At 61.4% G+C, this 12,574-nt stretch carries 18 protein-coding genes; 9 read left to right on the top strand and 9 right to left on the bottom strand.

Annotated elements, in window-relative coordinates; all coding sequences use genetic code 11:
- Positions 1-8: 8 nt before the first annotated feature.
- The 3 genes from VII69_08935 to VII69_08925 form a co-directional block, all read right to left on the bottom strand.
- Positions 9-1,247: an RNA polymerase sigma factor gene (locus VII69_08935; protein ID HEY5095224.1), complete on the bottom strand. Its 1,239-nt coding sequence runs from the start codon at positions 1,245-1,247 to the stop codon at positions 9-11.
- Positions 1,248-1,290: 43 nt separating this feature from the next.
- The gene (locus VII69_08930) at positions 1,291-1,725 is read right to left on the bottom strand and encodes a YciI family protein (GenBank protein ID HEY5095223.1); all 435 of its coding nucleotides are present in this window, start codon (positions 1,723-1,725) and stop codon (positions 1,291-1,293) included.
- Between the two features lie 142 nt (positions 1,726-1,867).
- Positions 1,868-2,008, bottom strand: coding sequence for a hypothetical protein (locus VII69_08925; GenBank protein HEY5095222.1), 141 nt, complete (start codon positions 2,006-2,008; stop codon positions 1,868-1,870).
- 334 nt (positions 2,009-2,342) lie between these two features.
- Between VII69_08925 and VII69_08920 the strand changes: the two genes are divergently transcribed.
- Positions 2,343-2,552: a hypothetical protein gene (locus tag VII69_08920; GenBank protein HEY5095221.1), complete on the top strand. Its 210-nt coding sequence runs from the start codon at positions 2,343-2,345 to the stop codon at positions 2,550-2,552.
- Between the two features lie 2 nt (positions 2,553-2,554).
- Here the strand turns inward: VII69_08920 and VII69_08915 are convergent, their stop codons facing one another.
- Positions 2,555-2,710 (bottom strand): lmo0937 family membrane protein, encoded by a 156-nt coding sequence (locus VII69_08915; GenBank protein ID HEY5095220.1) that lies wholly within the window; start codon positions 2,708-2,710, stop codon positions 2,555-2,557.
- 209 nt (positions 2,711-2,919) lie between these two features.
- On the opposite strand from VII69_08915, the gene VII69_08910 reads away from it, so the two are divergent.
- Positions 2,920-3,120 (top strand): hypothetical protein, encoded by a 201-nt coding sequence (locus VII69_08910; GenBank protein ID HEY5095219.1) that lies wholly within the window; start codon positions 2,920-2,922, stop codon positions 3,118-3,120.
- A gap of 19 nt (positions 3,121-3,139) precedes the next feature.
- On the opposite strand, the gene VII69_08905 is transcribed toward VII69_08910, so the two are convergent.
- From VII69_08905 to VII69_08895, 3 genes are read right to left on the bottom strand one after another with little or no spacing between them, the layout of a single operon-like run.
- Positions 3,140-3,604 carry a universal stress protein gene (locus VII69_08905; GenBank protein ID HEY5095218.1) on the bottom strand — a complete coding sequence of 155 codons (465 nt, stop codon included), beginning with the start codon at positions 3,602-3,604 and terminating at the stop codon, positions 3,140-3,142.
- 22 nt (positions 3,605-3,626) lie between these two features.
- Positions 3,627-4,895, bottom strand: coding sequence for an ArsB/NhaD family transporter (locus VII69_08900; protein ID HEY5095217.1), 1,269 nt, complete (start codon positions 4,893-4,895; stop codon positions 3,627-3,629).
- Between the two features lie 21 nt (positions 4,896-4,916).
- The gene (locus VII69_08895) at positions 4,917-5,861 is read right to left on the bottom strand and encodes a DUF5996 family protein (protein ID HEY5095216.1); all 945 of its coding nucleotides are present in this window, start codon (positions 5,859-5,861) and stop codon (positions 4,917-4,919) included.
- 138 nt (positions 5,862-5,999) lie between these two features.
- On the opposite strand from VII69_08895, the gene tdh reads away from it, so the two are divergent.
- The 5 genes from tdh (at position 6,000) to VII69_08870 (ending at position 9,790) form a co-directional block, all read left to right on the top strand.
- Positions 6,000-7,052 (top strand): L-threonine 3-dehydrogenase, encoded by a 1,053-nt coding sequence (tdh, locus tag VII69_08890; GenBank protein ID HEY5095215.1) that lies wholly within the window; start codon positions 6,000-6,002, stop codon positions 7,050-7,052.
- Between the two features lie 7 nt (positions 7,053-7,059).
- Positions 7,060-8,250, top strand: coding sequence for a glycine C-acetyltransferase (locus VII69_08885; protein ID HEY5095214.1), 1,191 nt, complete (start codon positions 7,060-7,062; stop codon positions 8,248-8,250).
- An 88-nt stretch (positions 8,251-8,338) separates the two neighbouring features.
- Positions 8,339-8,770 (top strand): DUF5069 domain-containing protein, encoded by a 432-nt coding sequence (locus VII69_08880; protein HEY5095213.1) that lies wholly within the window; start codon positions 8,339-8,341, stop codon positions 8,768-8,770.
- Positions 8,771-9,193, top strand: a complete 423-nt coding sequence (locus VII69_08875) for a DUF5069 domain-containing protein (protein ID HEY5095212.1) — start codon at positions 8,771-8,773, stop codon at positions 9,191-9,193. It abuts the gene before it with no gap.
- Between the two features lie 3 nt (positions 9,194-9,196).
- A complete protein-coding gene (locus VII69_08870) occupies positions 9,197-9,790 on the top strand; it encodes a cob(I)yrinic acid a,c-diamide adenosyltransferase (GenBank protein HEY5095211.1) in 594 nt (197 codons plus the stop codon).
- Positions 9,791-9,905: 115 nt separating this feature from the next.
- Here VII69_08870 and VII69_08865 read toward each other — a convergent pair whose 3' ends face one another.
- Positions 9,906-11,132 carry a glycoside hydrolase family 125 protein gene (locus tag VII69_08865; GenBank protein ID HEY5095210.1) on the bottom strand — a complete coding sequence of 409 codons (1,227 nt, stop codon included), beginning with the start codon at positions 11,130-11,132 and terminating at the stop codon, positions 9,906-9,908.
- Between the two features lie 175 nt (positions 11,133-11,307).
- A complete protein-coding gene (locus tag VII69_08860) occupies positions 11,308-11,871 on the bottom strand; it encodes a hypothetical protein (protein ID HEY5095209.1) in 564 nt (187 codons plus the stop codon).
- A 109-nt stretch (positions 11,872-11,980) separates the two neighbouring features.
- On the opposite strand from VII69_08860, the gene VII69_08855 reads away from it, so the two are divergent.
- Positions 11,981-12,193 (top strand): hypothetical protein, encoded by a 213-nt coding sequence (locus VII69_08855; protein HEY5095208.1) that lies wholly within the window; start codon positions 11,981-11,983, stop codon positions 12,191-12,193.
- 6 nt (positions 12,194-12,199) lie between these two features.
- Positions 12,200-12,574, top strand: a 375-nt coding sequence (locus VII69_08850; protein HEY5095207.1) for an MFS transporter, incomplete at its 3' end; no start/stop codon positions are given.

Genomic DNA, 12,574 nt, shown 5'->3' with positions numbered 1-12,574 from the left:
CACGGACTCTATGCCGGCGGCGGCGCCGCAAGTGCCGCGGCGCGTTCGAGAAGCATTTCGCGCTCGCGTGCGTTGCGCGTGAGGGACGCCGCTCGGGCGAGCTCCGCGCGCGCCTCATCGATGCGTCCGAGCTTCGCCAGAAAATCTCCGCGCACGGCGGGCAAGAGATAGTAATCTTTGAGCGACGGCTCCGGCATCAGCGCGTCGACGAGCTCGAGCCCCGCCGCCGGACCGAATGCCATTGCGATCGCGACCGCGCGGTTCAAGTCAACGACAGGAGACGGCGAAAGCTGCGCAAGCGCATCGTACAGCGCCGCGATTCTCGGCCAATCGGTTTCTTCCGCAACTCGCGCCCTCGCATGGCAGGCGGCGATTGCTGCTTGCAAAGCGTACGGACCGAGCGTGCCCCCAAGCGACTCCGCGCGCTCGAGCGCCGCGTGCCCTCGGCGTATGAGGATGTGATCCCAGCGCGCCCGGTTCTGCTCGAGGAGCAGGATGGGCTCGCCGGACGCGCCGACGCGCGCGTGCGCTCTCGAGGCCTGGATCTCCATGAGAGCGACGAGGCCGTGCACTTCGGGTTCGTCCGGCACGAGTGTGGCGAGGATGCGCCCCAGTCGCAACGCATCGTCGCAGAGTTCCGGCCGCATCCAATCGTCACCGGCGGTGGCCGAGTAGCCCTCGTTGAAGATCAGGTAGATGACTTCGAGCACCGACGACAGCCTGGCTTCAAGCTCAGGACCGCGGGGCACTTCGAAGGGGACGCGGGCCTCGGCAAGTGTTCGCTTGGCGCGCACGATGCGCTGCGCGACCGTCGGTTCGGACACGAGAAAAGCCCTTGCGATCTCTTCCGTTTTCAGACCACCGAGCAGCCGGAGCGTGAGCGCGACGCGCGCTTCGGTCGAAAGAACCGGATGACAGGATATGAACACGAGACGCAATAGATCGTCGCCGACGTCCTCATCATCGAGCGCTTCATCCAATTCGGGAGCCGGCGCTTTTTCGAGCTCGAGTTCGCGGCCGATCTCCTCTTGCTTTCGCTTAAGCAGCGTTCTTCTGCGTATGAAGTCGATCGCGCGATGTTTCGCAGAGGCCATGAGCCAGGCGCCCGGATTGCGAGGCACACCTGACTCCGGCCATTGCTCGAGCGCCGCGACGAGCGCATCCTGCGCAAGCTCTTCGGCAAGTCCAACGTCGCGAACGATGCGCGCAAGACCGGCGATGAGCTTCGCAGATTCGATTCTCCACACCGCGTCGATGGCGCGATGGGTGGGTGTAGGCGGAATCGCGCGGCTACTGCTTCTTCGCGTTCGCGGTTATCTGAGCACTCACTCGCTCTTCGGTCTTCTTGGCTTCGGGTGTGAGCGCGGCGCCGAAGTCGTCCGCCTCGAACACTTGGCGAATTTCAATCTCGGATTCGCCGTCATGCGGATTGGGGCAACGCTTGACCCACTCGATCGCCTCTTCTTTTGACTTCACTTGCCACAGCCAGAAGCCCGCGATCAGTTCCTTGGTCTCGGCGAAGGGGCCATCGGTGACCGTTCGCTTCTCTCCTGAGAATTTGACGCGCACACCCTTCGAGCTCGCCTGAAGTCCCTCGCCTGCGAGCATCACGCCGGCTTTCGCCAGCTCTTCGTTAAATTTTCCCATGTCAGTGAGGAGCTTCTCGCTCGGTAAAATGCCGGCCTCGGAATCCTTGGTCGCCTTGACAATGACCATGAATCGCATCGTCGTTCTCCGTTTCAGTTCAGTGTGGCGCCTGGGCTTCCGGAGGGTGGCCTCCGGAACCTAGCCCTACTGACACGTCGAACGAGGGACAGCGAAATCGACAAGGGCGGGAAAATATTTTGAAGTTTTTTTTGAGGCGGCTTTAGCGTACGAACGCGAGCGCGACGGCGAAGAGGATCAGGGACACGAGCAGCGCGACATTGTAGATTCGCGCAGCGGCCGCTTGGCGGCCCAGTACCGGCCTGGGACGGATTCTTCGATTGACGGGTGCTGATCGCGGCACGGACAGTCTCCCTTGCTCTTTCTATGACGCACGAGTGGCCTCTGCCGTGACAGAGCACGAGTCATATGGTTGGCGCTCTAGACTTGGAGGGCAAGGTCCGTACTAGGGCAAGCAATGCTTGCCCACTCTTCGCCTATTTTCAGGACGCGATGTTACATCGTTACATCGCCAACATGCGCGCGTGCAACCTATTTCACGTTCCCCGCAGGCGCACACGTAGATTCCAATCCAGCTACCCACCGTTCAGATGTCGATGGGGAATGATTGTCACACTGGCATGTACTGTTGTTTTAGAACGATACACGGAGAACGGATCACGTCGCAGACGCCACCGTTGACGGGTTCAAGGCTGGCCTTTGAGCCAGGCGTCACCGGCTTCTTTTCGCGTGCCGTGTGCAGCGCCAACTGCAATGAGAGCGTTCTTGAATTCGATTACCGCGGTTACCGGTACTCGGTCGGCGTCGAAGCCGCCGCGCGCGCTACAGTGCTCAAGACCGCGCAATCGTTGGCGCTATTCGGCAAGAATCCGCAAAGCCGGACCTAGCGTCACACGGAGCGGCGGCCCGTAACTAGATTGTAGATGACGCCGATGATCACGATGACGATCAAGATGTTGATGAGCGAGCCGCCGATGTGCCCGATAAAACCGATCAACCAAAGCACGAACAAGATCACGATGATTGTCCACAAGATGTTGGCCATATGCCATCCTTTCGAAATCGTGTGTGAGGTTTTCGCGCTGATGAATAGTTCCGCATCGACATCGATTCGTCCGCCTGCGATTCGCAAAGACATCTAAACGTAGTACGTAATACCAAAGTCTGCGCGCCCGTCTGCACGATCGGTGTCGAATTAGCATCGGTTGGGTATATATCGAAGTAGATTCGACAGCCGAGAAAAGGATTGAAAGCATGCCGACGTGTCCGATTCACAACGTCCCATATGATCACGATCACGCACCGTGCATGCGCAAGTTCATGGGCATTCCGGATCCTGGGGGCCCTGAAGAGGGAGATTCGATGCTTCCGCAAGATGTGTTGGACGAACTTAAGAAACGCTACACAGTCGCGCGCGCATCGGAGAACAAGAACGCAGGCGATTCGACATCGTAGCGCGTCACAAAACCCAAGTCTAGCGCAGCAGAAGCACCGGGCACGGGGCGTGGTCCACGACGAACCGGGCTACATGGCCGACAGAGTGTGGACCGCTGTCGCGATTCTGCTTCCAATCTGGCCGGCGCGCCATCACGCAGAGGCCGGCCTTCATCTCGGCTAGGTAGCTCACAATGACCCGCTCCGGCCGCCCGGAGCCCACGTTTAGGGTTATCTCGCCCGCATGGCATCCACGCAAGATCGAAGATGCCTCATCGTATGTTTCGCGCAGCATCCTTTGCTCATCGGCATCCAGGTCGTCCTCGACTCGCGTCAGCGGAGGGCGTACGATTCCCGGCCTCACGGCGTCTTCCAATTTGGCGCGTTCGGCGGTGTCGACGACGTGCAGCAGCGTCACGTCCGCTCCGTCGAGCGGGAAGCTGCCGGCGAGCCCTTTGATAGGATCAATGCCATCCTCCAAGTCGAGACAGATGACGATCAGCACTTATTTATCCTTCCTGGCCTAGTTACCGATTCGCAAGCCAGAGCGCGACAACTGAGCAAGCCAACACCGCCGGCGCGAGCACAATCCCAACTTTGAAGTACTCTGCCGCCGAGATCTTCAAGCCGCGCCGTCGCAGGAGCACGAGCCAGATAAGTGTGGAGAGGGACCCCACGGTCGTAAGGTTCGGCCCGAGGTCACACCCCACGATCGCGCCCGCAGCAAATTGACGGGCCACGTCTACCGGAAGCGCCCCGACGTGCAGCGTTCCGACCACGATGAGGGCGGTCGGCAGATTATTGAAGAGATTCGACGCCGCCGCCGACGCGAGCGCGGCCAATGGACCGGCCAGAGATGGATGGGCCGTCGCCACCGCGATCACAGTGGCCGCCGCCGAATTGAGCAATCCGGAATGCCGCACGCCATCGACTGCGACGAAGAGGGCGGCGACCATGATGACGATGCCGGGATTCATTTCCGAGACGACGCGCGGCCAGCGCAGGGCGCGGCGATACAAACCATGACACAGCAGCGTGGCGCCGGCGACCGCGGCGGTGAGACCCACCGAACCGCCCACGGCGGACGTCGTGATGAATGCCAGCGCCGTCAAGGCAAGGAAAATGCTCACTTCAATTCGATACCGCGGGTCATCGTCTGGGCGGATCACAGATGCGCCATTGAACTTGACGCGCACAGCGCGGCGGAACACTGTCCACAGCATCGCGACCGTCGCCACGATCCCGGTGAGCGCCGGCAACCACAGCAACGCGACATACTCGCCGAGCCGGAAGTGCGCGGCGGTGCCGATGATGATGTTGATGGGATTGCTGATCGGAAGTGCGACCGATGCGCCGTTTGCGATGAAGGTGCACGCGAATGCGAACGGGGTCGCTGGGAGCCGCAAGCGCCGGACGAGGACGAAGACTAGCGGCGTCATCACAACCGCCGCGGCGTCGTTGGTCAGGAAAAGCGTGATTAGAATTCCGGCCGCGATCACAGCAAAGAACAAGCGCCGGCCCGATCCGTGTGCGGTGGTCGCGGCCAAATACGCGACCCATGCGAAAAACCCCGCAGATTCCGCCACGGCGACCACCGCGGTCAAGCCGGCGAAAAACAACAGCACGTTCCATTGCTTTGCGATCTCAAGGGCGGCATCGCGCGCCGGCTCCACGCCGGTCACGATCATGAGGAATGCCCCGACCGTCGCGGCGAGCCATTCGGGAAACCGAGATGGGCGCGCTATTATAGCGGCAATCGTCGCAAGAAAAATGATCGACGCGAAGATTTGATTCACGCGACGCGCAAGTGACGCCGCCTAGTTGGCCGGGACCCGGTGAGCGCTTGCGTACCAGCCGTCACAGCGCTGGCCGACCAAATCCGCCGGCCATCCGCCGAGCTTGACCGCATTTTCGTAGACTGCGTCGGCGAACGTGAGAATGGTGCCGTGCGGATCGCTTGTGGCGCGGACGGTCTCCCAAGGCAGACCGATCAGCCCAGCTTGTGCATTGAATGCGGCGCCGTCGACACCGAACGTCGCCGTTGCGATTCCTTGCGGCGGAGGAGAGATGTATGCAAAAAATGATGGCATGGGAGAGCGGCTGTCCCCGAAGTAGAATCCGACCGCGACCACTTCGGCGCACATGCCGTTTTGTTGGAAGACCGGAGCCGTGCTCGGAGGATCGACGCCGCGCCCGTTATATCTCGGTGCATAGAGATCGAAACCGCCCCACATGATGCCGACCGGAAGGCGCGGCCCGCGATACGACGCCTGATATTCGCTCAGCGCACGCGCGGAACTCGCGAAGGCGGCCCATATGCGGCGCGCGGCCGCCGCATCGTACGGACGCGCCTCGCGGTCGACGTCGAGGTGCGAGGCGCCGGGGATTTCGGTCGCGATCGCGGATCGCGGCGGGGGAATTCCGAGCGGTGCGACCGCATCGACGAACTTCGCATAAAAGTCGGCGACCGATCCTGCTGTCAGAGGTAGCGTGACCGTGCCGCCGGACGCGGTCACCGTGACCCGGTTGTCCAAAAGGTCGTAGTCCACGACGAACATCACGTCGCCGGTCCATAGGGGCGGCGTCGCAAAGCCTTTCGGCGTTACGGTCAGGCCGATGCTTCCCCAACCGGGCTGAAAGGGTTGGTCGAGCGTGTACTTGCCGCCGATTTGCGCCACTCGGTGAAGGTACTCGACAGTTGGCGCGATTTCGTCATAGGGCAGGGACGGCCATAATTCGTCGGGGGTGATCTTTGCGCTCACGGCAACCTCCAGAGGATGCGACAAGGAATTGCGTTTCGTTGTGCGCGTCATTCGGCCGAGGCGGCCGGGTCGGCCTGTTTTGGCCCGGCCTATAGAATGGCCGGAGGCGACGGCTGACGACTGGTCGTAGATTGCGCGGTGACGCTTCCGAAGTCGATGCGTGCGCTCGTCAAATCTGCGCCCGGACCCGGCATGACCCTTGTAGACTCGCCGTTGCCGCGCGTCGGTCCCACCGACGTGCTCATCCGGGTGCGCAAAGCTGGCATCTGCGGAACCGACGGTCATATCTGGGCGTGGGATAAGTGGTCGCAAAACCGCGTCAAGCCGCCGCTCATTGTCGGTCACGAGTTCATGGGTGTGGTTGCCGAGATCGGCCCTGAGGTGAAGAGCGTTGCGCCGGGCGATCGCGTTTCGGCCGAAGGCCACATCTCGTGCGGCACGTGCCTGCTATGCCGCACCGGACAAGAATACATCTGCGAGCGCGTCCGGATCATCGGCGTCGACCGCGACGGCTGTTTCGCCGACTACATCGCGATGCCGGAACACAATGTCTGGAAGCTTGATCCGGCCGTGCCCGATGAGTGGGCGGCCGTTTTCGATCCGCTCGGGAACGCCGTGCACACAGTCATGGCGGCCGGCGTCAGCGCGAAAAGCGTCGTCATCACGGGCGTCGGCTCGATCGGCCTCATGGCCATTCCGGTCGCCCGAGCCGCGGGCGCAGCCAAAGTGATCGCGGTGGACGTCAACCCCACGAAGCTCGAATTGGCCACGCGGTTGGGCGCCGACAACGTTTTCGACGCTCGCGACCCGGATGTACGCGCAAAGATCATCGCCCTCACAAACGGCGACGGCGCCGACGTGCTACTAGAGATGAGCGGCAGCGGGGCGGCGATCAACCTGGGATTGAGTGCGGTACGCAACGGCGGGCGGGCCGCGATGCTCGGGCTGCCGGCAGACAACGTCAGCCTGAATTTGGCCGAGCACATCATCTTCAAAGGGTTGACCGTGCTTGGCATCAACGGCCGCAACATGTTCGAAACGTGGTATCAGACGCAGGCGATGGTCGTGGCCGGACGAATCGACCTCACCTCGATCATCACGCACGTCATGCCATTCGAAGACTTCGCCGAGTGCTTCGAACTGCTCAAAGAGGGCAAGGCTGCCAAGATCGTGATGAACATCTCCGAATAGGAAGTCCATGAACCAAACCTACGACCGCAATCTCAAAACCGATCTCGACACCCTGCGCGCCGCCGGCACGTTCAAATCGCTTCGCCACATCACCGGGCCGATGGGCGCGCAAGTCCACATGGTCGAGGCAGGCGACGCCATCGTGCTGTCGAGCAACAACTACCTCGGCTTGGCCGACAATCCGCGCGTCGTCGATGCCGGCGTGGAGGGTCTGCGGCGCTACGGCGCAGGCACCTCCAGCGTGCGATTCATCTGTGGAACGCTCGACATCCATCAACGGCTCGAGGAAAAGATCGCAGAATTCCTCGGCACGGAGGCTTCGCTCTCGTACGTCTCGTGTTGGGCCGCCAATACCGGCCTCATCCCGACGATCGGCGTCGAGGGCACGGCGGTCATCTCGGACGAGCTCAATCACGCATCCATCATCGACGGCTGTCGCATGGCCACGCAAGCGCAGCGCATGCGCTACAAACATTCCGACATGGCGGATCTGGAGGCGAAGCTCGCTGCGCTGCCGCCCGATACCATAAAGTTCGTCATCAGCGACGGCGTCTTCTCAATGGAAGGCGACCTGGCGAAGTTGCCCGAGATCGTGGCGCTTGCCAAACGGTACAACGGCGTGACCATCGTCGACGACAGTCACGGCACCGGCGTCACCGGACCCACCGGACGCGGCACGATCGAGCATTTCGGCCTCACCGGGCAGATCGACATCATCACGGGCACGCTCGGCAAAGCGCTTGGAGGCGCGGCGGGCGGGTTTGTCGCCGGTTCATCGGCGCTTGTGGAAACACTCACCCAGAAATCCCGGCCACAGCTATTCTCCAACGCACTGCCGGCCACGGTGGCGTGCAGCGCACTCGCGGCGATCGAAGAGCTGGAAGCGCATCCCGAGCTGCTTGCGAAACAGCGCGTGAACATCGTCTATTTTCGTGCCGGGTTGAAAAAGCTCGGCTACCGGCCGCTCGAAGGCGACAGCGCCATCATCCCCATCATCGTCGGCGAAACGTCGTTTGCCATCAAGATGAGCGACATGTTATTGAAGGAAGGCATTTTCGTCACCGGATTTGGATTTCCGGTCGTGCCCGAAGGCGCCGCTCGAATCCGCGTGCAGATGAGCGCGGCGCTTGAGACGAGCCACCTCGACCGGGCGTTGGCCGCGTTCGACCGCGTCGGCCGCTCTTTGGGATTGATCTGACGTTGATCCCGTAGTAGGGCAAGCATCGCTTGCCCAAAAAATGGGTGAGCGTTGCTCACCCTCCTACACTACACTATAGAGGAGCCGCATGGATCTCACCAACTCGTTTCCCCGCAGTCCGCGAGATCGTCTCGACGGCATTCCTATGCTGCCGCGCACCATCGATAAGGCGCGCGCGTTCCTCGTCGGCAAGCTCGGTGAATATCGCTTCGGCGACGACAGCGGATACGACCGCGCGCTTTTCGACACTCTCGGCATCGACGCTGAGTCGTTTCTCGACGGTATCCGGCAATCGCCCGACGACGCTGCCGTCATGAAATGGCTGCATGCCAATGCGCGCACGGTCGACGCACGCGATGACAAAGAATTGATCGAGTCGCTCGAAGCATTTGGACTCGAGTCCGATGAAGACCGCGTTGAACTCAAAGAACATGTGGCCGCCAAAGCGCCTGCTGCGGTGCGCAACAAAATCACAACCTGGCTCGATTGGATCGATTTTGACGAAGGACGGATAAAATAAATGGACCTCACACGAGATTTTCCGCGAAGCCCCAGAGAGACGCTGCTGGGAATTCCTATGCTGCCGCGCACCATCGACAAAGCACGCGCTGCGCTTTCCGACACGCTCGGCGAATATTTGTACGGCGATAAGAGCGGATTCGACATGACGCTGCTCGAGTTTCTCGGCTTGACGCCGGGCGTGTTTCTCGAGGGCGTCCGCGAGTCGCCCGACGACGCGGCTATGTCGCACTGGCTTGAGTCCCATGCGCCGAAGACGCCCGCCGAAACAAAACAATTTGCGACGATTTTTCTCAACGACGGCGATGACGATGCCGATCGCGCTCGTTTTAAAGAACGGGTCGCGAAGTTGCCCGCAAATGTTCAGGGCCGCGTCACTGGGTGGGTCGATCTTCTCGATGTCGCCGAAGGCCGCATCGCGTGATCTGTGTCTAAGATCGCGCGCATCTACACTCGCGGCGGCGACGACGGCACCACCGGTCTCGTCGGAGGGCAGCGCGTCCCTAAGAATTCCAGCCGCATCGAGTGCTTCGGCACTGTGGACGAATGCTCCACGGTCATTGGTCTGGCCAGACGAGCGCTCGCCGAGCACTCGTCGCGAGGGCGCGCCCGATCACTCGATGCGTGGCTTGCATGGACGCAGGACACGCTCTTCAACCTGGGCAGCGACCTCGCCACACTGGCGGCCGATCGCCGCGCAAATGCGCCGGTCGTCACCGAAAAAGATGCGGCGGCGCTTGAACGATCGATAGATTTCGCGCAGACCGAACTGGACCCGCTCACGAATTTCATCCACCCCGGCGGTTCGTATGCCGGCGCGTTTTTGCATCAGGCGCGCACCGTCTCCCGCCGCGCCGAGCGCCTGATCGTTGCGTTATCTCAGACCGAAACGGTTTCGCCGGCCGCGCTCAAATTCATCAACCGGCTTTCCGATGCGCTGTTCGTGTGGGCGCGTTGGATCAACGCCGAACTTGATGAACCCGAGCATATATGGGATCCGAACTCCACGCCGCCGGATTGAATTGGCAGACTCCTGTAAGAGGGTGAGCAACGCTCACCCATTTTAGGGCAAGCGATGCTTGCCCTAATACTAGTTTAGAAAAAAACGGGGCAAGCGAAGCTTGCCCTCCTACAGGTCACCGATCCATTGGCAAGAGCTGGGCCGTGCGCATGGCGCGCGCGGCGAATTCCCACGATTCGACCGGCGAAGCGAGCACCGGCGTGGGTGCGCTGCCCGGCTCGGGCGGAATGTCGCCGTACACGCGAAATTCAAGCTCTGCGAAAAGCGCGTTTGCCCAACCAAACGAAGCGCGCGTGTAATGGAACGGATTGTTGGGGTCGAAACTTTCGCGAAGAAGTCCGTCGGCGCCGCGCGTGGATCTCACTCGCGAGATCAATCTCCGCGTCTCACTTGGGTCGCGCGCGGTGAGCGCCTGGGTGACAAGCGCCATCGGCCACACCCAGCCCGTCGGCGTGTGCGCGCTGCCTTCGCCCGTCGCGTACTTGCCTGAGTAATAGTACGGATTTGCTGTCGAAAGCACAAACGCGCGAGTCCGCAAGTACAAAACCGTCCCCGCGTAACCGGCGCGGAAATATGGCAGAGACAGCAGGCTCGGTGTATTCGCGTCGTCCATGAGTTCGTAGTTACCGAGACCGTCGACTTCGTACGCCATGAGCGTGCCGTTGTTTATGTCGTGGACCACACCGAATCTTGCGATGCCCGTCCGAATCTGCGCCGCCATCGTCGATGCACGTGCGGCCGCAGCGCCGTCGCCGTATCCTACGTTCTCCATTTCGGCGAGATCGTCGAGCGCATCCGCCGCGAGGACCTGCTGCGGGATGTTGTACGGGTAGCGCACGGGATCATCCGAAGGCCGGAAGGCGCTCCAGATCATCCCCGTGTATCCAAACGGCGCGCCTGCGCCGCCGTTGGACAGGAATCTCGTGCGATAGGACGAGCACGTGGCGTGCTGCTGCTCGCACGAAAATGTGTTCAACACGTGTGCGAGCGCCCAATGCAGGCGTTGCGTAAAGATGCTCCGGTCGCCGGTCGTGGTCCAATAGAGCCACATCATGCGCACGGGATAACCCAGCGAATCCACCTCCCACTTCTCTTCCCAGACTTTGTAGCCGGCGGTGAATGCGTTTGCATGGGAATCGACGAGAATGTTCTTGCCGTCGCGCGCGATCACGCCGCGGATCGAAGCCGCAAGCTGCGGCGCGATTGGGGCGAAGCGGATATAGGGCCGTGCTTGGGCGGCAGAATCGCGCAGCCACATCGCCGGAATATCGCCGGTCTGCACATAGACCGTCCGATCATCTTCGTTGAAAAAATCCGCTTGCAACGTATGGAATAAAAGCACCGTTTCATCGTTCGGCAACGACGCACCGGAAGCGCTTACAGCAAGCGAAGGCGCAGACGATGCAACGCCGCCGGCGCTTGACGGCGCGAGCATAGACGCGCCAAGGAGGGCCACGAGTGCAACTGCAGCGGGCTTCGGAATTATCGGCGTGAAGCGGGATAGTGAAACGGCCGGCTTATAACCCCCGGCCGTAGCCCGCTTCGCCGTACCAGCGCATGTACAGCGTGCGAGCCAACTCGCCGACATCGCTCAGCAACGGAATGAGGCTTTGAGCGGCGTGTTCGTCCAGGACTCCTTGCGCGTCGACCGCTTGCCGAAGCGTGCGATTGATGCGATTGCCGGTGGACGCGAGCCGAGTGCAATCCGCTATCGTCTCCACAGATGGCGCTTGGATGTTTGGCGTGCCGCCGTAGCGTGGCGGCGAGAGCGCGCCGCCGATGAGGTTGATGCAATCGCTTAATGTGAGAGCGCGGCGCACCTGATCGAGCGTGCGGGCTTTTGCAAAGAGCAATGCGATCATTTCGCTCGCGCGCCATCGGACTTCGTCGGCGATGAGCATCGCGTCGAGCACGTCGTACGGTGCGGCCTTTTCGGGATCGTAGTCCATCCAGCGCGCCGTGATATTCCATTCCGAAGGCGAGTTGTAGATGGGCTCGAACTTCCATTCCACATCGGGCCCGCCGAGGTGGTCGCGCCCCTGCGAGCGGCTCGCCCGACGGACTCGGGGTTCATCCGGCATATCTGCTCCATTCAACCCGGTGTCGTTCGGACTTGCTCGGTCGCCGCGGTACTCTCCTTTGTGCGCCCGAGGACTAAGCGCGGCCCGAGCGAACCGGAATCGCAGTGCGATGCCAAAACCACCACGCTCGTCCAAGCCGATTTTTCGTGGCCTCGATTTCGAGGGCAAGGCATGCACGCGCAAAAAACGCTTCGGCAGCGAAGGCGAAGCGCGCGCTCGAGCGGCGTACATCCACAGTCTCTATCCGGATGAACCGGCCCAGACGAGTTACGCCTGCGAGTTCTGCGGCGGCTGGCATCTGGCGACAGTCAGGGAAGGTTAAGGCGCCATGAAGCTGTTCTCGCGGCTCCTGCCCATTTTGGGTGTCACGTTCGTCGACATCCTCGGCTTCAGCATTATCCTTCCCATTCTTCCGTATTTCATCACGCACTTCGGCGCAACTGATGTCGTTGTGGGCATTCTCTTCTCCACGTTCGCCGCGTGCCAACTCGTGGCCGGTCCTGTCTGGGGTCGAGTCTCCGATCGCATCGGCCGCAAACGCGTGCTGATCATCAGTCAAATCGGTGCGACGATAGGCTGGGGGATGTTGGCGTTTGCAGGCAATCTGTTCTGGGTGTTCGTCGCGCGCATCGTCGAAGGCGTCTCCGGCGGCAACATCAGCATCACCAACGCGTACGTCGCCGATCTCGTCGAACCAAAGCAG

This window comes from Candidatus Eremiobacteraceae bacterium (assembly GCA_036511855.1).
Classification (GTDB): Bacteria; Vulcanimicrobiota; Vulcanimicrobiia; order Eremiobacterales; family Eremiobacteraceae; genus JABCYQ01.
This window is presented reverse-complemented; position numbering and strand designations above follow the sequence as displayed.

Coding starts and splice junctions, on each gene's coding strand:
- VII69_08860 (HEY5095209.1), bottom strand. CDS start 11,871: ATGCCGGATGAACCCCGAGTCCGTCGGGCGAGCCGCTCGCAGGGGCGC.
- VII69_08930 (HEY5095223.1), bottom strand. CDS start 1,725: ATGCGATTCATGGTCATTGTCAAGGCGACCAAGGATTCCGAGGCCGGC.
- VII69_08880 (HEY5095213.1), top strand. CDS start 8,339: ATGGATCTCACCAACTCGTTTCCCCGCAGTCCGCGAGATCGTCTCGAC.
- VII69_08910 (HEY5095219.1), top strand. CDS start 2,920: ATGCCGACGTGTCCGATTCACAACGTCCCATATGATCACGATCACGCA.
- VII69_08875 (HEY5095212.1), top strand. CDS start 8,771: ATGGACCTCACACGAGATTTTCCGCGAAGCCCCAGAGAGACGCTGCTG.
- VII69_08885 (HEY5095214.1), top strand. CDS start 7,060: ATGAACCAAACCTACGACCGCAATCTCAAAACCGATCTCGACACCCTG.
- VII69_08915 (HEY5095220.1), bottom strand. CDS start 2,710: ATGGCCAACATCTTGTGGACAATCATCGTGATCTTGTTCGTGCTTTGG.
- VII69_08855 (HEY5095208.1), top strand. CDS start 11,981: ATGCCAAAACCACCACGCTCGTCCAAGCCGATTTTTCGTGGCCTCGAT.